The organism is Pseudoalteromonas sp. MIP2626 (assembly GCF_013414205.1).
Classification (GTDB): domain Bacteria; phylum Pseudomonadota; class Gammaproteobacteria; order Enterobacterales; family Alteromonadaceae; genus Pseudoalteromonas; species Pseudoalteromonas nigrifaciens.
Window position 1 is genome coordinate 23682 of record NZ_JAATTW010000014.1, and the last position, 18794, is coordinate 42475.

Sequence of the window (18794 nt, forward strand, 5' to 3'; positions counted from 1 at the left end):
GTGGCAAAAAAAAGGCAATTGCCTTTTTAAGCGTACTTAGCTTAAAAACTTCGTTATAGTGCGTTGGTAATAAAGAGGATAAACCCAGAAATGAAAAAAATAGCCATCATTGAAGATGAACCCGCCATTCGCGAAAACTACACTGAAATGCTCAGCGCACAAGGTTATCAGGTAACTGGGTATGCAAATCGTAGTAGCGCAGAAGCGGCGTTTAAAAATGCCCTGCCCGATTTAGCCATTGTTGATATTGGCTTAGGTAATGAAATAGATGGTGGTTTTTTGCTGTGCCAAACATTGCGATCACTGTCTAAAACGCTGCCTATTATTTTTTTAACCGCTCGCGATAGCGAAATAGACACAGTGTGTGGCCTACGTATGGGCGCCGACGATTACCTCACAAAAGATATTAGTTTGGCTCATTTAGCGGCGCGTATTGGTGCGCTATTTCGTCGTATGGAAGCACTTAAACAACCTGCCGACGAAAATGCACTTATAACTCGTGGGCCGCTAACGCTTGACACACAGCGCATGCAGGTGTTTTGGAAACAACTATTAGTTGATTTAACAGTAACCGAATTTTGGATGTTGCACTCCCTCGCACAGCGCCCCGGACATGTTAAAAGCCGTAATGAATTAATGAGTGATGCTAAAATTTATGTAGACGACAGCACCATAACTTCACACGTAAAACGTATTCGTAAAAAGTTTATAGCACTCGATAGTAACTTTGACTGCATAGACACAGTGTATGGCATGGGCTACAGGTGGGAGCAAATTTAATGTTGCGATTTGGCCTACGTAGTAAGTTTATTTTACTTTCTTGCTTTTTATTTTTATTGCCCTGGTTGGGCTACGAATATGTGTGGGAAATGGAAAAATTTTTACGCCAAGGCCAAGAAAAAACCTTAGTAGGCACTACCCGTGCCCTCGCCACTGCCCTGCATGAACGCCCTGCATTATTTGATCAGCAAACTAGTTTTTTAGATCAAGTTGTAAAGGGCCGCGATCTATACGCGTACAACCTTAAAAATCCTATTCAACTCGATGGTAAGCTCACTGATTGGGAGAGCTATCAGGCATTATTTTGGCAATACGACAAACGCTACTTACAAAAAACCGACAACAAGCATCAAGCCAGTGATCTGTCGTTTGAGCACATGGTAGGAAAGTTTGATAATTACCTTTATGCACTGTTTAAAGTAACAGATAACCAACTCGTTTATCGGCCAAAAAACAGTTTAAGTATTACTAATAACGACCATTTAAAAATTGGCTTAAAAACACCTGATGGGCAGTTTAACCGCTACATTATTGCGCCACGGCAAGATGGCTGGGTAAACGCTTTTAATGCAGATAGCAAAGTACCCTTTACAAAAATTCAGGGCTATTTTAGCAGTACGACGGCTGGCTATAATATTGAGCTACGCTTTCCTATTAGTATGCTTGGCAATAAGCTTGGCTTTGCCATTGTTGATGTAGATAACAAAGAGCCCTTGTTAGAACCTAAAATAATGTCGACCTCAAACTTAAATAACCCCAGCGATTTAGGTTCAGTACTTGTGCCCTCTCCCGAAATTAATCGTATTTTAAAAGGCATGGGCCACAGCGGTAGTCGTATTTGGGTGGTCGATAAGCATCATAGAGTATTAGCACAATCGGGCTCGATTCATCATGCCGATGGCGTATGGGCTGACGGCCTTGCCAATCAAGCTCCTGAAACTTGGTGGCAACAGTTTGAGCAAAACTACTTGCATCCCCTTTATTATAAAATTTTAACACGCCCCGAAAACGAATTTTTAGATACTCTGCACGACGTAGCAGCTATGCAAGGCAGTCATTTAGCCAAAGCACTAAAAGGCCAGCCTGCATCATCGTGGCGATTAACCCCCGACAGTAAAGCCGTAATTTTATCGGCTGCTTACCCTATTTGGATCCAAGATAAAGTAATTGGCGCGGTAATAGCCGAGGAAACTACCAATGGCGTACGTACACTGCGTAATAAATCGCTCGAAAAATTATTTAACGTTATTTTAGCCGTGATGCTTATTGGCACAGTAACGTTATTCTTTTTTGCCTCTCGAATATCGAGCCGTATTAGGCGTTTGCGCGATACTGCAGAGCAAGCTATAGATGCACAAGGGCGAGTTACTGGCAGTATTAATTACAGCGATGCTAATGACGAAATTGGCGATCTATCACGCAGTTTTGCTAATATAGTCAGCCGCCTTGGTGGCTATACCAGCTATTTAGAAAATATGTCGTCGCGGTTATCGCACGAGCTGCGTACACCTGTTGCGGTAGTGCGCTCATCGCTCGAAAACCTACAAATGCAACCACAAAGCGAGCTGAGTCAAAAGTACTTAGATCGTGCCAGTGAAGGCGTTGAACGCTTAGGTAAAATTATTACCACCATGAGCGAAGCCACTCGCTTAGAACAAAGTATTCAAAGCAATGAGCCTGAGCCATTCGACTTACAAAAAGTAATAAGTGGCTGCATGCAGGGCTACCAGCTTACTTACCCTAAGCAGCTGTTTACACTTGATATATGCCAAGCTGCGCTTCCTATGCAAGGCGCACCAGAGTTTATAGCGCAACTGCTCGATAAGTTAATTAATAATGCAATTGAATTTAGCCACGCAGAAAAGCCAATTAGTGTTAGCTTAAAACAAAACGACAGTGCAGCAATTTTAACCGTAGGGAATTATGGTCCATTATTACCTGTCGGTTTAACTGAGCATATTTTTGATTCTATGGTGTCGGTGCGAAGCCAGCAAATGCAGCAACAGCCACATTTAGGATTAGGACTCTATATTGTAAGGTTGGTGTGCGACTACCATAATGCCAGTGTAACCGCTAAAAACAATCAACAGGGCGATGGCGTAGTGTTTACTGTAAGCCTGCCATTAGTTAAGTAAAAGTGGGTTGTAATTTACTTAACTAATACTCGCCACTGGGTTGGCTTTTTTTGGGTTACAATTTAGTAAGAGTTAAAATGTAACTGTTCACTTTTAATTCAGTGGCAAGACCCTAACCTAGCGCTAATCACACTAAGCTAAGGTTTAATCATGCACCCACTATTAGAGCAAGAAGAGCTAGATTTTATATTTGAATTATATAGGCCAACAACAAGCACTAAACCTGTAAGCGAGCAGAGCCAAAACCGCAACTATAAAAAAGTAACGCAGCGCCAGTGCAATAAAGATAACAGCACATCAAGTTACTTAATTTAATTACTTTTAATGCCCTACTCACTGTGCCTGTTTTTCTCGTGTTAAAAACGCTTTTACACAGTTTATTTCCGCTTGTTTAACTTCCTCGCCTATTTCTGGGCCTTTTTTGCCGCTGTTAAGTGCAGCTTGTACCACTTGTTTTTTATCTAGCTTTAATAGTTCTGCATGAATAGTACGCAGCTTAGCTGCTTGCGGGTAAGGTTTATCTACGAGTGTTTCGCCGCGCCCTTGTGCATCGCATTGGCATGCTTGAGTAAAAGCAATAAAACGTTGTGGATGAACCAAGGCGTTTAAATTAGTCACAATTAACTTATGAACCGTTTCGGGCCTTAATTGCTCTAATGTATGACAAAGAGTGTGATTATCGCTAGTAAGTACGCCAATATCGCGAAAGCAATTAGGTATTTTTAAGCGTTCACAAAACTGTTCAACTACAGCAACCCCATCTCGTTCATGGCCACGTAAATTACCGCGTTTTTTAAAACTGATCGCTTTACCAAAGTCGTGAGTTAATGCAGCAAAACGCGTTGCTAAATCAAAATTCAAATCGGCTGCACGCCTAAGTACTAACATGGTATGCACAAACACATCACCCTCGGGGTGATGTTGTTTAGGTTGCGGCACATTAACCATTTTCTCAAGCTCGGGAAAAATCCCTAAGCCTTGCAACGCTTGAAAATAAAGTTCGGGATGCTTTTCACCCAGGGCTTTTTCGGTCTCTAACCATACTCGCTCTGGCACTAAATGATTAAGCTCGCCTTGCTGCTTAAGCTGTTGCATTAGCGCATAAGTGCTCGGATGTATACGCCACTCGCTGCCAAAACGGGCTAAAAAGCGAGCTATACGCAACACCCGCACTGGGTCTTCTACAAATGCATCTGTTGTATGGCGCAGTATTTTATCTTTAAGGTCTTGTTGGCCGTTAAATGGGTCAATTATATTGTCGTTAGCATCGAGCGCCATAGAGTTTATAGTTAAATCACGTCTGGCTAAGTCTTCCTCTAGAGTCACATCTGGACTGGCATCAACCACAAAACCGGTATAGCCTTTACCACTTTTTCGCTCAGTGCGCCCAAGTGCATATTCTTCTTTGGTTTTTGGGTGTAAGTAAACCGGAAAGTCGCTACCTATTGGCACAAAGCCTAACGCTTCCATTGTCTGTGGCGTTTCGCCAATAACAACATAATCGTTGTCATTTGATGCTCTTTTTAGCAGTAAATCACGCACTGCACCACCAACTAGGTAAACCTGCTCCAATGCTTTATCCACGTAACCTCCAAAAACAAATACCAAAACTGCAATTAATGGTACTAATTATACCCAAAACCATATTAAAAGTCTGAGTAGTTTGACCTACCGCTAACTTGCTCATTACAATAGCGCTTTATTTTTAGCTAAAGTCATAACAACAATGAAAAAGCACTCTGCAAAAAAAGAACTCATGCTACTGCCTATATTACTGGTGGTTATTTTAATGTGTGTGGTGGGGCACTTTTTTATGCAAGCAGATTATCAAGACAGTAACATGATTGAATACATGTTAGCAGCGCTACCATTTGCAATGTTTGGCTTAGTGGTTGTAGCCTTTAAAATGGCGGCTAAAAGCGAAAAAAAAGAACAAAACGAGCAGGATTCTTAATCCTGCGTTATGTGTTTAAAGTACATGATAACCAAACCAATCAGGTTTAATTTTTTGTGCTTGCCCACTTGGGGTCAGTTTTATACTAAGCTGGCTGTCGAGTAAATCTATTGCAAAGCAATCGTCTACGTCGTGTAAATCATCTTTATGAATATGGCTAAAGCCAGCGAGTAAATCGTTTTTAGCGCGCTGTTTGGCCTCTTGACTACTGCTTGCTACATACAGTGCAAAGTCGTGTTGCTCAGCCATTAAATCGCTTCTGTAGGCGCCTAAGTTTACAAAGTAAAGCTGTTTAGTTTGCTCAACGGGCGTGTCGCTTACTGTAACTTTATAACCATCTATGTGGTTAATTGCCATATAGCTATCCATATGCACGCTGTTTTTGTCGCCCACCCATTGGCTTTTTAATTTAGTATAGGTTTGCTCAATGTTTTGCCCAACTACAAAACGAATGTCGTGCATTTCTATATGACAGCCCTGAATTCGCCCACCTAAATACACCATGAATAACTGCATGTTTAATTCCTATAAATTGGTTATTTAAGCTAAATTATCAACATCTATATTGTGCTTTTTAATCAGTTTATAAAAATCTGAACGGTTACGTTTAGCTAGTTTTGCGCCTTCGGCGACATTTCCACCAGCCATTTTAAGGGTGTTTATTACGTAGTCGCGTTCAAATTCTTTTTTAGCGTCGTTTAGCGACAATGGCTCTACATTTTTTTCGTTGCTATTTAATGCACTTAGCACTAAATGCTCTGAAATAACTTCGCTTGGGGTAAGTGCTACAACTTGCTCTACCACGTTTTGAAGTTGGCGAATATTACCTGGCCAGTCGTAACGCACGAGTGCGTGCATGGCGTCGTTGGCAAAGTGTTTTTCGCTTTGCTTCATTCGCTTTGCAATACTGGCGCTAAAGTATTGTGCAAGTAGACTTATATCTTCGCGACGCTCGCACAAAGGAGGGAGTTTTAAATTAACCACGTTTAAGCGGTAGTATAAATCCTCCCTAAACTGCTGGTTTATAATCGCGTCGGGGAGGTTTTTATGAGTTGCCGATACAATGCGAACATCTATGGCTATTTCTTCTTGAAAGCCGACTGGACGTATGGTTTTTTCTTGCAATACGCGCAGTAACTTAACTTGTAAATTAAGCGGCATATCACCTATTTCATCTAAAAATAAGGTGCCTCCCTCAGCTTGTTGAAACAGTCCTTGGTGATCTTTTATTGCCCCAGTAAACGAACCTTTTTTATGACCAAATAATTCTGACTCTAGCAGTTCACCAGGTACTGCGCCGCAGTTTATCGCTACAAATGGGCCTTTACTTACATGGCTATGCTGATGAATAGCTTGAGCTAATAACTCTTTACCCGTACCACTGGCTCCCGATATTAATACGTTAACTTGCGTTGGCCCTAGCAGTTTAACTTGCTCTAGCAAATGTAGCATAGCGCCGCTACGGGTAACTATATTGCTAGTGGGTATTATTTCATCGGCATTTACGCCGTGTATTTCTATCGCTTTTGCTAAGCTGTCGAATAACTCGTCTTTATCTATTGGTTTGGTAATAAATGCAAAAATGCCTTGTTTGGTAGCCTCTACCGCATCAGGAATAGAGCCATGCGCTGTCATCATAATAACGGGCAATGCCGGATAGCGGCTTTGCAATTGGCGATGCAGTGCCATGCCATCCATTTCGTCCATGCGCAGGTCAGTTACTACGGCATCAAACACTTGGCTTTTTAATATTTGTAACGCAGTTAGGCCGCTCTCGCAGGTGGTAACCTCGTAGCCTTTTGATTCGATACGAATAGCGAGCAATTTTAATAAGCTGGCATCGTCATCCACTAATAATACTTTTGCACCTTGCGGTTTTATTGCTGGCATAACTACTGCTCCTTAGTTTCTTCGCGTAATAACAGTTGCTGCTCTATGGTTGCTAATGACGAGAGCGTTTGTTGCATTTTATTATTAAGTGCTTGCTGCTCTTTTTTAGCATTTATTTGTAGTGTTACTTGTTGTTTTTGTAGCCATAAATACTGTTTTATATCGTCTGGCCAATAGTAAGCTTGGTCAAGTTTAAGTAACTTACTCATTACCGTATTAGGATCGCTACTAGTGTTTAAACACATAAATTGAAAAAAGTTTTTTAGTTCTTTTTCGCCAACAAAATCTTTGTTATCTGGGGTTAACTTAAAACCACCACATTTATTAGCATGCCAGGCTATTACTTGCTCCGCAGGGGGATACATAGGATCGCTTTTAGGCCGAGGCTTTGGGCTTGGCTGGCTGTTTTTATCGCTCGTTACTTTAGTTTGAGTTTGCGCCACTGGGCTATCAACCACTTGCTGTTGGGGGGTATTAGTTTTGCACCCCGATAAAATGATGGCACTGCCACACACACATAAAATAGCCATTAAACGCGAGGTCATGCTAGTTAACTCCTTGATTTGTTATTATGGGAAGCGTAATTAAAAATCGACAACCTTGGGGTTCATTTTGCTCTATTAATAATTGTCCGTTTAATTGCTCTACTGACTCTTTAACAATAGTTAAGCCTAAGCCACTGCCTTGTAGCGTAACATTTTTGCTATGCTTACCTTGATAAAATGCGCTAAAAACATGTGCTTTTTCGTGCTCTTTAATTCCGCATCCCTCGTCGCTTATCGCCATTTTTAGCTTACTGTGCTCAAAGGTTAACGCTATAGATACTGCCTGCCCGTGTTGTGAAAACTTTAAGCCATTAGAAATTAATTGCACTAAAATCATTTCAATTAACTCCCCAGGTAACGCAAGCGCCTTATTAGGTAAGTTGTTATGCCAAATAAGGGTTTGCTCTCGGGCTGTTAGGCGGTGCTCAAAATGACTATTAATTTTATTAATTAAATGATTAAACTCAACCTCACTTACGCTGTCTTTACTAGTACGAATCGCGTTATAACTAAGTAGGCTGTCAATCATAGTACGAAGGCGCACCATAGACTGGCTAATAAGCTCAAGTACAGCGCGTTGCTCTTTAGTTATAGGGCCAACTATTTCATCGCTGAGTAGGTCGGTGCCCTCGACCATTGAGGCTAGAGGTGTTTTAAGTTCGTGGGTAACGTGGCGTAAAAAGGTGTCTTTTTGCTGCTCAAGTATATGTAACTGAGCTTGCACCCATTGTAATTTATTACCTAATTCAACTAGTTCTGCTGAGCCTTGCACGGCTATTTTTTGTTGCCAGTCACCTTGCCCTAATTTACCAATAATTTTAGTCAGGCTTTTTAAGCGGCCACTTATACGCCACAAAAAACCGCCTCCTACTAAGAGTGTTAGCGGAATTAGCGCCACCAGCCAGTTAATAAATGAAGTTTGTAACTGCGCTATTTCTTTTTGATTATTAGTTATTTGGGTTTCGCTTTTATCGCGTAACCATAAGGTAAGTTCGGCGAGTAAATCGCTAATAGGTAAAAATAAGGCTACCTGCTGTTGTTTTTGTTCAACAAGTTGAGTGTGTGCTAGTTGCAGAGTATTCGTTAAACGCTGCCATTGTGCGGTGTGACTTTTACTGGGCGCTACACGTGTAAGATCTTCAATACTTTGTAGCGATGCTTGCCACTTATCAACTATGAGCGTATCGAGTGACTCACTTTTTAGTACCCAATTTTGCCGAGTAGCGCGCTCTAAACTATTGAGTTCTTGTTTTAAAATATTAAACGATTTAGTTACTTGGTAGTTATTACTAACAATTTGCTGAGTTACAGCTAACTGCTTATTAAGCGCATTCAAAAATACAATAACCACTAACGATAAGGGTAATAACGACAGCAACATGCTCATTACAAACTGGCTAATTAAATTAGGGCGCCAATTAAGTATTGCTTTGTATTTTTCAGCCATCGCTGCTGGCATTGCATCCATCCTTTAGTAACTTTAAACAGCCTATTATTAAGCATTTAAGTTATACACTAGCTGAATCAATTTATATATCTGTTATTCGTACTGTAAAGCTGCCTGTTGCCAAACAGCAACAACTCAACTCTTTGATTTGTATTGCTTCTTTATTTATAAGCCAAATTTCGTTGCAAAAAACACACAGATACCTGTAAAACTTGCTTAACCTATAACACCAAAAACTATAAGCAACTGAATTTAAAGGATAAAAATAATTGGCATCGTTTTTGTAATAGTTAATCTAAGTTTATCTTATAAGGAAATGACCATGAGTAATCGCTTTTTAATTATTATGCCAATCGTTGCGCTAGGCTTTTTGAGCGCTAACGCGCTGGCAATGGATGTACAAGCTACTTTTAATGAACTTGATAAAGACAGTAACGGTACTCTCAGCGAAGCTGAAGCTGGTGAGGACGCCGTACTTCATGAAAACTTTTCACAAATAGATACTGATCAAAATGGTCAGCTGTCGCTAGATGAGTTTAAACAGTTTATTAAGTAACTAACCTAGTAACCAAAGGAGTTTTTTATGAAACAGCTTATAGCCGCATTTTCGTTACTGTTTTTAGTTATTAGTGCTACTGCCGTGGCTTCATCGTTTAATGCTCGTTTTGCTTTTTTAGATAAAAATATGGATGGAAAAATTTCTATTACCGAAGCCAAAAAAGATAAAGAAGTAATGAAACAGTTTTCTGATTTAGATGTAAATAACGATGAAATGATCTCTAAAAAAGAGTTTGAGGCGTTTAAGCCTTAAGTTTAAATTCAAGTTTGGTCTTGTAAAATTAACTAAAAGTATTTGCTATAACCCCTGAGGGAGTGTGTAAATGGATTTAATGTTGGGCGTTAAATTATGGCAAGTACTTTATTTTATTACGAATGACATTAAAATGAGCTTTGCGAAGGAGCACCATGAAGATACGCGCTTGTTTAGTTAGTTGCTTATTATTACTAAGCTTTAATTCATTAGCACTTGATGTAAAGCAACGTTTTGATCACCTTGATACAGATCAAAGCGGCTATTTAATTCACCATGAGCTTGAGGCTCAACCGCACTTACTAAACAACTTTAGCAAATGGGATAAAAACCAAGATAATAAAATTTCATTGGTTGAATTTAAAAATTATCTTACGAATAACCTCTACTGAGTAATTTATGAAAAATATAAGCTATATAGCGCTCGTTGCGCTTAGTATTTGTAGCACACCAAGCTTTGCCAGCAGCAATAACATTACCAAGCAATTTGAAAAGTTTGATCGTAACCAAAACGGCTTATTAAGCCGAGCAGAAACAGCCAGTGACCCTGCCCTATGGTCTCGTTTTGCAAGTTACGATAAAGACAAAGACGGCCACCTTTCTTTAAGCGAATTTACACTTTATGCAAGTCAGTAATTAATTTACCAATAAATTAACTGGCTTACTCTGCACAAATAACAATCCAACCACCTCAAGTGGTTGGTATTATAAAAGTGAGTTTGTTATGTTAAAGCCATTAACAATAAAAATAAGCTCACTATGCCACTCAAAAAAATAATCAAACCTTTGCTACTCGCTTGCCTTTGCGCAGGCTCAAGCCTTGCGATTGCGCAAACTAAAGTTATTTACAACGCCAACGGCTACACACCTTTGTACAAAGGTGAAGTGCAGCAGTTTTCTACTTTAGTTATAAAAAACGGTAAAGTAGTTAAACTTGGCGGCGATACGCTAAAAAATAGCTTTCCTGATGCCAAGCTTATTGACGCTCATGGCAATACGCTATTACCGGGTTTAATTGACGCACACGGTCACATTATTGGTTTAGGTAATAACCTGTCACAATTAGATTTACGCGGTGCGCTTTCTATTGATGAAGTTACTAATAAACTCAAGGTATTTGCAAATAACAAACAAGGTTGGATTATTGGCCGTGGCTGGAATCAAGAGCTATGGCAAAAAAAGCAGTTTCCTACCGCTGCCGATTTAGACAAAGTAGTGAGCGATCGCCCTATTGTACTATCGAGAATTGATGGCCACGCTATTTGGGTAAATAGCAAAGCCCTAGAGCTTGCGGGCATTACTGCAAACACCCAATCGCCAGAAGGCGGCGAAATTATTAAAGACGAATTTGGCAATCCTACTGGTATATTTGTAGATAAAGCAGAATCGTTAATTAAACAATTTATGCCAAAACCATCAAAACAAACTCTTAGTGACTCTTTAGATGCTGCCGGTAATCATTTATTAAGTTTAGGGATTACCTCAACCCATGATGCGGGTATAGATAAAACCACTTGGGAATTATACAAAGAACGCGGTGAACTAGGCAATTTACCACTGCGTATTGTGGCAATGCTCAGTGGCGCGAGTCCTGATTTAAAAACCATGTTAAAAGCAGGTCGATACCAAGATGCCAACGACTTTATGTCTATTCGCAGCGTTAAGGTTTATGCTGATGGCGCATTAGGTTCGCGTGGCGCGGCGCTAATTGAGGATTATGCCGATAGAAAAAACCACCATGGCTTAATGCTCGAAACCCAGCAAAAACTAGAAGAGTTATTTACGCTTAGTTTTAAAAGCGGTTTTAGTGCCAACACCCATGCAATTGGCGACAAAGCTAACCACGTTGTATTAGATGCTTATAAAAATGTATTTAAAGCAACCGGCGGAATTTTACTACGTAACCGTATGGAGCATGCACAAATAGTAACGCTTGATGATATTAAGCGCTTTAAAACATTAAAAATTATTCCTTCAATGCAACCAGTGCATGCCACCTCTGATATGCACATGGCAGAGCAACGCTTAAGCGAAAAGCAATTAGCGGGTGCTTATGCATGGCAAACCTTTTTAAAACAAGGGTCAGTGATTGCAGCAGGATCTGACTACCCAATAGAATTGGCAAATCCTTTTGATGGCTTGTATGCAACAATTACTCGTATGGATCACAACCAACAACCAACCCAGGGCTGGCGCGCTAGCGAAGTATTAAGCCGTGAAGACGCACTGCGTGCTTTTACCCTAGGCGGCGCTTATGCAGCGCATCAAGAGTTTAAAGTGGGTAGTTTAGAGCAAGGAAAGTGGGCCGACTTTATTTTAATAGATAAAGATTATTTTAAAGCCCCGGTTGATGAACTATATAAAATAAACGTATTACAAACATGGATTGCAGGCAAACTTCGTTACGAAAAAGAGGCTGTGACTGCGCAATAAACTGAATACAAACTGAAAATAACAAATTAATGATAAAATTTAATTAAAGTAATCAAAAAGTGTGTCGATAAAGTGGGGTATTTAAAAATCCCCTTATGTTTCAGGAAGAAAACATGTTATCTAAAAAAATATCTCTTACTTTATCGGCACTTTTTACCCTTTCACTTTCAGCTTGTTCTAGTCACCCTGTTTACAATGGTCACGCTCCTCATAATGACTATTCTCATAACAAAAGGCACGTTCAAAATGACTCGCCTCGCGTGAGTAACTGGCAGTTTCCAGAAAAAAATTACCGCCCAATAAATAGCAGTAAATTACTTAGTAATTACACCGAACAATTAGCCATGAAGCTAATTGAAAATATGAATTACATAAATAGTAATACCCCTATTGCCATTACTTCTTTTGTAAATTTAGATGATAACCTACAAACAACTAATATTTTTGGTAACCATTTAGCTGAGAGCTTTATTACTGAACTACAAGAGTTTGGATTATCTGTTGTAGATTACAAACACACAGGTACTGTACATGTAACCCCAAATGGCGACTTTTCATTTAGTCGTAATGGTCGAGAAATTAAAGGCTACCCGCATATTGAATACACTTTGACTGGCACACTTACTTATACCAATCGCGGTGTTATTGTAAACGCACGTATTATTGGCGCTAAGTCAAAGGTAGTGGTGTCTTCGGCTAAAGGATTTGTGCCTAGTTTTGTGGTTGAGTCGTTATATCCCACTCGCCGCGTTGACGGCATAGCGCTTGACGCAATCTTATAAAAACCAAAAAGGATTAGCTTAGGCTAATCCTTTTTAGGCTCTGGCTGTTTATTACGGTATAATTTAATAATATGATACGCGTTTACAAACGCGAGTAAGCCGTTAGTAAAGGCAACGGGTACTGCACCAATAGCTAAGCCATAAATAGTAAAGGCGATACACCCAAATAAATTATACCAACGCAGCTTTACCACGTCGGTCATTGTTAACGATGCAACCAGTAAAGCAGATGCTATATAACCTAAATATTCCCAACTCAATTGTTCTCTCCTAGGCTTTAGGTTAGCATTGCATATTAAACTTTAGTACATTGAATCTGTACAGCAACGTAACAGCTAAATAAAAGTTAACCTATAAATGGCTTAAAACTCTGTTGGTTATCAGCAGCTATACTGCTCAAATAATTAGTCCAACAGTGCCAGCCCATTATATTAGCAGCACCTGATATGTTAATTAATTTAACATAATTTCTTAGAGCTTTGATGCTATCGCCATTAAGGTGCAATAAATAGGACAATTGTCCGAAGAGTATGATTGATGTTTCAATACCATTTTTCCAGTTATCTTGTTGAACAACTACTTACCTTTGCCGGTAGTAGTTATCAGCAATCAAAAAAAGAAATATTAATACAACAAGACCAACCTTTAACTAAGTTGGTACTTGTGCGCAGCGGAACTGTGTCGTTTAGTTACGATGTAGGTAACGGACGACGCCTGCTGCTTGGTCAACTCGATTGCAATAACACCCTCATTGGTGAAATAGAAGCGCTCAATAATAACCCCTGTATTTATACAGTAACCTGTTTTAGCGATGTAACTTATAATTTAATTGAGTTAAAGCATTGGCGTGCGTTATTACTTGAAAAACCTGAGCTGAGTTTATACACAGCACAAACTATAGCGGCTAAATTTCAAGAAAATCAAAAAATAAACCTAGATAAATTATTACTGCCACTGAGCTATAACATAGCTAAAGACTGCCTACTAAGAGCCGAAAACAACAACCCTACACTGCTGCGTGCATACCCTACGGTAAATGCCGAAGCAGAACGTTTTGCAACCACTGAGCGCGCTTACAGGCGCGTTGTAACAGAACTCGTAGAAAAAAGCTTAGTACAAAGAAGTACCCAAGGTTTATTAGCAGTAGATATACCGCGCCTAAGCCAATATGTAGATAGCTTTGCGCAATTGTAATTTATTACATCAGGTTACATAGGTTGAAACGTTAAGTTTTATCCATAAAAAAAGGCCTTAATGGCCTTTTTTTTATTTATGCAGGTTGATTATTTTTCTAGCAAAATGTCATGTATTTTTGCTAGGTCTGATTTGCCAGCAATAATTTCATCCGGTGTTAAACCCGATAACTCATGCGGAAACACTAGCCATTCTTCAGACTCATGAATATAGTAATCTGGCTTCATGTCTACTTTAGAGTTTTTAGGCTTGTAGTAAGGGCATGCAATGCGAATATCGCGCGGTAAGTTTAAACGCATTAGCTCTGAAAGCTTTTCTTTTAATGCAAAAATACTGCGGCCAGAGTCAAACACATCATCAACAATGAGTAATGAGTCACCTGCATTAGCATTTTCTACAATGTAGTGTAAACCATGTACTTTTATCTCTTTAGATTGCTTTCCAATGCCATAATAAGACGATGTACGTACCGCAATGTGATCGGTTTCAATGCCTTTGTAATCGTAAAATTCTTGCACTGCAATACCTATGGGTGCACCACCTCGCCAAATACCAATAATGAAATCTGGACGAAAGCCATCATTATACACTTGCGCTGCTACGCGAAATGAATCTTCAAGTAATTGTTGAGCCGTGATATAGCACTTATCTGACATAGTTAGGATCCCAGTGGTGAGTACAACATTTGAGCGCAGCTTAGATTAAAGCTGTAAATGAAACGTTCAAACATCTAAGGCGAGGGATTTTACCGTAATTTAAATCAAAATGCTTGTTTGCAGCACAAAAAAATAGGCACCAAACGGCGCCCATTATAATTTCTTAATAAACTAACTCTGCAAATATTACGCTTTTTCTAACAAGGTGCGAGCAACAGTACGCATACCTTGTGTGGTAGCGCCTGCAGCCCACTGGTTAGTACTGCTCATATTAAATGCAGCAGCTAGGTCAATATGCACCCAGCCTTTGCCATCATTTGCTACAAAGCGCGATAAGAAACCAGCCGCATTTGATGCACCACCATAACCACCGCCTTTTTGCGCACGGCTGTTAGCTGTATCGGCATAAGCCGATGGGCAGTTTTGCTGATGCCACTTTTCAAGTGGTAATGGCCACGCTGCTTCCATTTCTTGAGAAGCAAAGTCTTCAACTTCACGTACTAGCTCTTTATCAAGTGCAAACAAAGCATTGTACTCTTGGCCAACAGCAACTAGCGCAGCGCCGGTTAGTGTTGCAGCATCAATAATTAATGGCGCACCACTCTCACCTGCGGCCATTAAGCCGTCAGCTAATACTAAACGCCCTTCAGCATCAGTATTTACAATTTCAACTGTAGTACCATTTTTATACGTTAAAATGTCACCTAATTTATAAGCATGGCCAGAAATTAAGTTTTCTGCACAGCATAAAAACAGCTTAATACGTTTTTCAATACCGCGGTTAATAGCCAGTGCTAAACCAGCCGTTACTGTAGCAGCACCGCCCATATCGCACTTCATGCCTAGCATACCTTCGCTTGACTTAATTGAGTAACCGCCTGAGTCAAACGTAATCCCTTTACCTACAAGCGCAGCGCTTACTGGCGCATTTGCGTCGCCTGTTGGGTTGTAATCAAGCTCAAGTAAAACTGGCGGGCGAACACTACCACGGCCAACAGCATGAATACCGATCCACTGTTGCTCTAATAATGCATCACCTTTAATAATTTGGTAGCTCACATGCTCAGGCGCTAACGATTGAATAAATTCAGCGGCTTTTTCAGCAAGGCTTTCTGGGTAAATGTCATCGGCAGTACCGTTAACCATTTCGCGAGCCCAAATAGCTGAGGTTTTTAAGTTACCTAGCTCTTTAATATCTGACTGTGCGTTGTCAACAAAGGTAACGCCATTTAACGATTTAGGCGTTACAAACCCTTGATAAAACGCCCACTGGCTTTCGGTACACCAAGTATCGCCAGTTAGTTCAACAGCTTTTACGCCTTGAGTAGCAATAGTACGCGCTGCTTTTTGAACATTTTTTAATGTTTCTTGCTCAGATAAATGAACGGTTGCCCCGTGTTCATTAAAAGATAACGACGCGTTTTCGCCCCAATGGCTTGGTGCTGACTGCTCGCTTAGTTGAACAACAAATTTTTCACTCATGTTAGAATATCCTTGCACTTAAATGTGCCACCGAGTTTACTATAGAGCGCTTGAGTTCCCAACAGCTTGAGATAAATAACATAAATTACGCTACGGAAGTTATTATGAAGTACCAACCTGCCCTGCAATCAGCCACCTTATTAAAACGCTATAAACGTTTTTTAGCTGATTTACAGCTCAGTGATGGCTCAGAGTTTACCGCCCATTGTGCCAATACGGGTAAAATGACTGGCTGCGCTGAACCCGGTTTTAATGCTTTTTACTCCACCAGTACTAATAGCAAACGCAAATATCCGCAATCGTTAGAGCTCACCCAAAATAGCTTATCGCAACTTATTTGCGTTAATACCGCAGTAGCAAATAAAGTGGTTGCTGAAGCTATAAATGCCAATGTTATTAGTGAGCTTAGCAATTATCAGCAATTACAAAGCGAAGTTAAATATGGCAACGAAAACAGCCGTATCGACTTTTTACTAACCAGCGATGAGCGTCCTAATTGCTACGTTGAAGTTAAATCGGTAACGCTCTTAAGCCAAGATAACCCCCGCAGTGGCCAAGGCTACTTTCCTGATGCACCAACTCTGCGCGGGCAAAAACATATTCGCGAATTAATAGAGATGGTGGAGCAAGGTCATCGTGCAGTATTACTTTTTGCTGTACTGCACCAGGGAATAAATCAGGTAAGCGCAGCTGCTCATATAGACAATAAATACGCACAGTTACTAAATGAGGCAATTAACCAAGGCGTTGAGGTATTAGTATATAAAGCAGATATTTCTACCAACGAAATTATCTTAAAAGAAAAGCTCCCTTTTATATAATCATCATTTAATACAAGGTGTTGTAATTTACTCTTGGTAAATACAAATATAAAGCAGCGGTAATGGGCTAAATATATAAAGTAAATTTTAAGTAACAGCTTGTTTTTTAACTTTTAGCCCACATATAAAGGCAAGTTTAGAAACCGATAGTGCGATTAAAAAAGTACAAATATTACTTATCATACTTTTAAATCAATAAACGTGGTTACAGCTAATTCGATTAATTAAAAATAAATTTGCCTAGGGTATAAGATTCTGTTATTTATACCGCCGGCTAATGCTGAGGCATTAAATTAAGGATTTAGGAGAGAGTTATGCCAAACCAAAATAGATTAGGATTATTGGCTCAAGCCGGTTTAGAACCATACCAAGAAAAGCCTGGTGAAGAGTATATGAATGAAGCACAACGTCTTCATTTTAAAACAATTTTAGAAACTTGGCGTAACGATTTACGCAACGAAGTTGATCGTACTAAATCGTATATGCAAGATGAAGCTGCTAACTTTCCTGATCCAGTTGACCGTGCTGCGCAAGAAGAAGAGTTCTCTTTAGAACTTCGTACTCGTGACCGCGAACGCAAACTGATCAAAAAAATTGAAAAAACAATCAACTTAATTAAAGAAGATGATTTTGGTTTTTGTGAGTCTTGTGGAATCGAAATTGGTATTCGCCGCTTAGAAGCGCGCCCGACTGCTGATTTATGCGTAGACTGTAAAACACTTGCAGAAATTAAAGAAAAGCAATCTGGACGTGGCTAATTAACTTATATTAGTTATGTTTACTACAGCCGTTATTACGCCAACGCGTAAATACTGCGGTCGATTTGCACCGTCTCCTTCTGGGCCATTACATTTTGGCTCATTAGTAGCGGCTGTAGGTAGCTATCTTGATGCTAAAGCTAACCAAGGAAAATGGTTAGTTCGCATCGAAGATATAGACACCACTCGCGTTGTAAAAGGCGCCGACACCGACATTCTAAATACCTTACAAGCCTATTCTCTGCACTGGGATGAAAACGTCGTTTATCAAACACAACGTTTAGATTTATACCAAGATGTTGTTAACTCTTTACACAATAAAAACCTTGTTTATGCCTGTAGTTGCTCGCGCAAACAAATTAAAGCTATTGGCGGAATTTACCAAGGTCATTGTAAAAACCTGCACCAAGATATAACCCACAATGCCCTGCGCCTTAGCCAAAGCTTTGCCACCAACCAATTTAACGATTTAATTCAAGGCGACATAAACGTTAATAACGCCTTTGCTGCTGAAGATTACATAATAAAGCGCAGCGATGGTTTATTTGCCTACCAGCTTGTGGTGGTAATTGACGATATAGACCAAGGGATCACGTGCATTGTTAGAGGAGCCGACCTAATTGAGCCTACCGCTCGACAGATCAGTTTGTTTAAACAACTTAATAGCCCAGTACCCCAATTTGCTCATTTACCCTTAGCGGTTGCAAAGCCCGGATTTAAGCTCTCAAAACAAAATTATGCGCCAGCAATTTGTAAGCAAAACCCTAAACCGGTACTTATCGATGTGTTCGCGTTTTTAGGCCTAGCAGTACATAATCAGCTTATGGACTTAAATATTGAGCAACTACTTGCATGGGGGGTAAATAACTTTAGCTTAAACCAAGTGCCAAACCTTGCTGAAATTCAAATTTAGCAGCCCACAACTCCCCGCGCGCAATAATTTAAACCTTTAAGTAAATAAAAATCGCTAAAAATGGCTTAATTTCAGTGCAGCAACTTAATTTTTAAACCTTGCTGGTATATGATAGCCGCCTAAATATATGCTATTTACATTAATCAGCCAGTAATAGGTTATAACACCTACATTTGCTGTAATTTTGATTGCA

General features: G+C 39.9%; 22 protein-coding genes. 14 read left to right on the forward strand and 8 right to left on the reverse strand.

Translation table 11 applies throughout. The features are described from left to right. Positions 1-90: 90 nt before the first annotated feature. The 3 genes from pdsR (at position 91) to HC000_RS08285 (ending at position 3230) form a co-directional block, all read left to right on the forward strand. Entirely contained in the window at positions 91-780 is a 690-nt protein-coding gene (gene pdsR / locus HC000_RS08275) for a proteobacterial dedicated sortase system response regulator (RefSeq protein ID WP_179807406.1), read from the forward strand. Beyond that, the gene (gene pdsS / locus HC000_RS08280) at positions 780-2915 is read left to right on the forward strand and encodes a proteobacterial dedicated sortase system histidine kinase (RefSeq protein ID WP_179807407.1); all 2136 of its coding nucleotides are present in this window, start codon (positions 780-782) and stop codon (positions 2913-2915) included. Before pdsR ends, pdsS begins: the two co-directional genes overlap by 1 nt. 150 nt (positions 2916-3065) lie before the next feature. Beyond that, entirely contained in the window at positions 3066-3230 is a 165-nt protein-coding gene (locus HC000_RS08285; protein WP_011327324.1) for a hypothetical protein, read from the forward strand. Positions 3231-3248: 18 nt separating this feature from the next. Here HC000_RS08285 and HC000_RS08290 read toward each other — a convergent pair whose 3' ends face one another. Continuing rightward, on the reverse strand, positions 3249-4499 hold the full coding sequence (locus HC000_RS08290; RefSeq protein WP_179807408.1) for a multifunctional CCA addition/repair protein: 1251 nt from the start codon (positions 4497-4499) through the stop codon (positions 3249-3251). 142 nt (positions 4500-4641) lie between these two features. Here HC000_RS08290 and HC000_RS08295 point away from each other — a divergent pair, with 142 nt between their 5' ends. Then, entirely contained in the window at positions 4642-4869 is a 228-nt protein-coding gene (locus HC000_RS08295) for a hypothetical protein (protein WP_089367803.1), read from the forward strand. 15 nt (positions 4870-4884) lie between these two features. On the opposite strand, the gene HC000_RS08300 is transcribed toward HC000_RS08295, so the two are convergent. Genes HC000_RS08300 through HC000_RS08315 form a run of 4 tightly spaced genes read right to left on the reverse strand, consistent with a single transcriptional unit; the run spans position 4885 to position 8763 of the window. Continuing rightward, on the reverse strand, positions 4885-5385 hold the full coding sequence (locus HC000_RS08300) for a DUF1543 domain-containing protein (RefSeq protein ID WP_011327321.1): 501 nt from the start codon (positions 5383-5385) through the stop codon (positions 4885-4887). A 24-nt stretch (positions 5386-5409) separates the two neighbouring features. Beyond that, on the reverse strand, positions 5410-6759 hold the full coding sequence (locus HC000_RS08305) for a sigma 54-interacting transcriptional regulator (RefSeq protein ID WP_179807409.1): 1350 nt from the start codon (positions 6757-6759) through the stop codon (positions 5410-5412). Between the two features lie 2 nt (positions 6760-6761). Further along, positions 6762-7304, reverse strand: coding sequence for a hypothetical protein (locus tag HC000_RS08310; protein WP_179807410.1), 543 nt, complete (start codon positions 7302-7304; stop codon positions 6762-6764). Between the two features lies 1 nt (position 7305). Further along, on the reverse strand, positions 7306-8763 hold the full coding sequence (locus HC000_RS08315; protein WP_011327318.1) for a HAMP domain-containing sensor histidine kinase: 1458 nt from the start codon (positions 8761-8763) through the stop codon (positions 7306-7308). 310 nt (positions 8764-9073) lie between these two features. On the opposite strand from HC000_RS08315, the gene HC000_RS08320 reads away from it, so the two are divergent. The 6 genes from HC000_RS08320 (at position 9074) to HC000_RS08345 (ending at position 12777) form a co-directional block, all read left to right on the forward strand. After that, positions 9074-9307 (forward strand): EF-hand domain-containing protein, encoded by a 234-nt coding sequence (locus tag HC000_RS08320; protein ID WP_011327316.1) that lies wholly within the window; start codon positions 9074-9076, stop codon positions 9305-9307. A gap of 27 nt (positions 9308-9334) precedes the next feature. Next, positions 9335-9562 carry a hypothetical protein gene (locus HC000_RS08325; protein WP_179807411.1) on the forward strand — a complete coding sequence of 76 codons (228 nt, stop codon included), beginning with the start codon at positions 9335-9337 and terminating at the stop codon, positions 9560-9562. 155 nt (positions 9563-9717) lie between these two features. Beyond that, on the forward strand, positions 9718-9954 hold the full coding sequence (locus HC000_RS08330; protein WP_011327314.1) for a hypothetical protein: 237 nt from the start codon (positions 9718-9720) through the stop codon (positions 9952-9954). A gap of 7 nt (positions 9955-9961) precedes the next feature. Next, positions 9962-10198, forward strand: a complete 237-nt coding sequence (locus HC000_RS08335; RefSeq protein ID WP_179807412.1) for an EF-hand domain-containing protein — start codon at positions 9962-9964, stop codon at positions 10196-10198. 123 nt (positions 10199-10321) lie between these two features. Next, a complete protein-coding gene (locus HC000_RS08340) occupies positions 10322-11995 on the forward strand; it encodes an amidohydrolase (protein WP_179807413.1) in 1674 nt (557 codons plus the stop codon). A 113-nt stretch (positions 11996-12108) separates the two neighbouring features. Further along, positions 12109-12777 (forward strand): FlgO family outer membrane protein, encoded by a 669-nt coding sequence (locus tag HC000_RS08345; RefSeq protein ID WP_011327311.1) that lies wholly within the window; start codon positions 12109-12111, stop codon positions 12775-12777. Positions 12778-12800: 23 nt separating this feature from the next. On the opposite strand, the gene HC000_RS08350 is transcribed toward HC000_RS08345, so the two are convergent. After that, the gene (locus HC000_RS08350; protein ID WP_011327310.1) at positions 12801-13037 is read right to left on the reverse strand and encodes a YgjV family protein; all 237 of its coding nucleotides are present in this window, start codon (positions 13035-13037) and stop codon (positions 12801-12803) included. 277 nt (positions 13038-13314) lie between these two features. Between HC000_RS08350 and HC000_RS08355 the strand changes: the two genes are divergently transcribed. Further along, on the forward strand, positions 13315-13971 hold the full coding sequence (locus HC000_RS08355) for a cyclic nucleotide-binding domain-containing protein (RefSeq protein ID WP_011327309.1): 657 nt from the start codon (positions 13315-13317) through the stop codon (positions 13969-13971). An 89-nt stretch (positions 13972-14060) separates the two neighbouring features. On the opposite strand, the gene HC000_RS08360 is transcribed toward HC000_RS08355, so the two are convergent. Beyond that, positions 14061-14627: a phosphoribosyltransferase family protein gene (locus tag HC000_RS08360; protein WP_011327308.1), complete on the reverse strand. Its 567-nt coding sequence runs from the start codon at positions 14625-14627 to the stop codon at positions 14061-14063. 186 nt (positions 14628-14813) lie between these two features. After that, on the reverse strand, positions 14814-16109 hold the full coding sequence (pepB, locus tag HC000_RS08365; RefSeq protein ID WP_011327307.1) for an aminopeptidase PepB: 1296 nt from the start codon (positions 16107-16109) through the stop codon (positions 14814-14816). Between the two features lie 104 nt (positions 16110-16213). On the opposite strand from pepB, the gene sfsA reads away from it, so the two are divergent. From sfsA to gluQRS, 3 genes are all read left to right on the forward strand, one after another. Next, a complete protein-coding gene (gene sfsA / locus HC000_RS08370) occupies positions 16214-16930 on the forward strand; it encodes a DNA/RNA nuclease SfsA (protein ID WP_179807414.1) in 717 nt (238 codons plus the stop codon). Positions 16931-17244: 314 nt separating this feature from the next. Then, positions 17245-17688 carry an RNA polymerase-binding protein DksA gene (gene dksA, locus HC000_RS08375; RefSeq protein ID WP_086998040.1) on the forward strand — a complete coding sequence of 148 codons (444 nt, stop codon included), beginning with the start codon at positions 17245-17247 and terminating at the stop codon, positions 17686-17688. A 16-nt stretch (positions 17689-17704) separates the two neighbouring features. Continuing rightward, positions 17705-18601, forward strand: a complete 897-nt coding sequence (gene gluQRS, locus HC000_RS08380; RefSeq protein ID WP_179807415.1) for a tRNA glutamyl-Q(34) synthetase GluQRS — start codon at positions 17705-17707, stop codon at positions 18599-18601. Positions 18602-18794 lie beyond the last annotated feature (193 nt).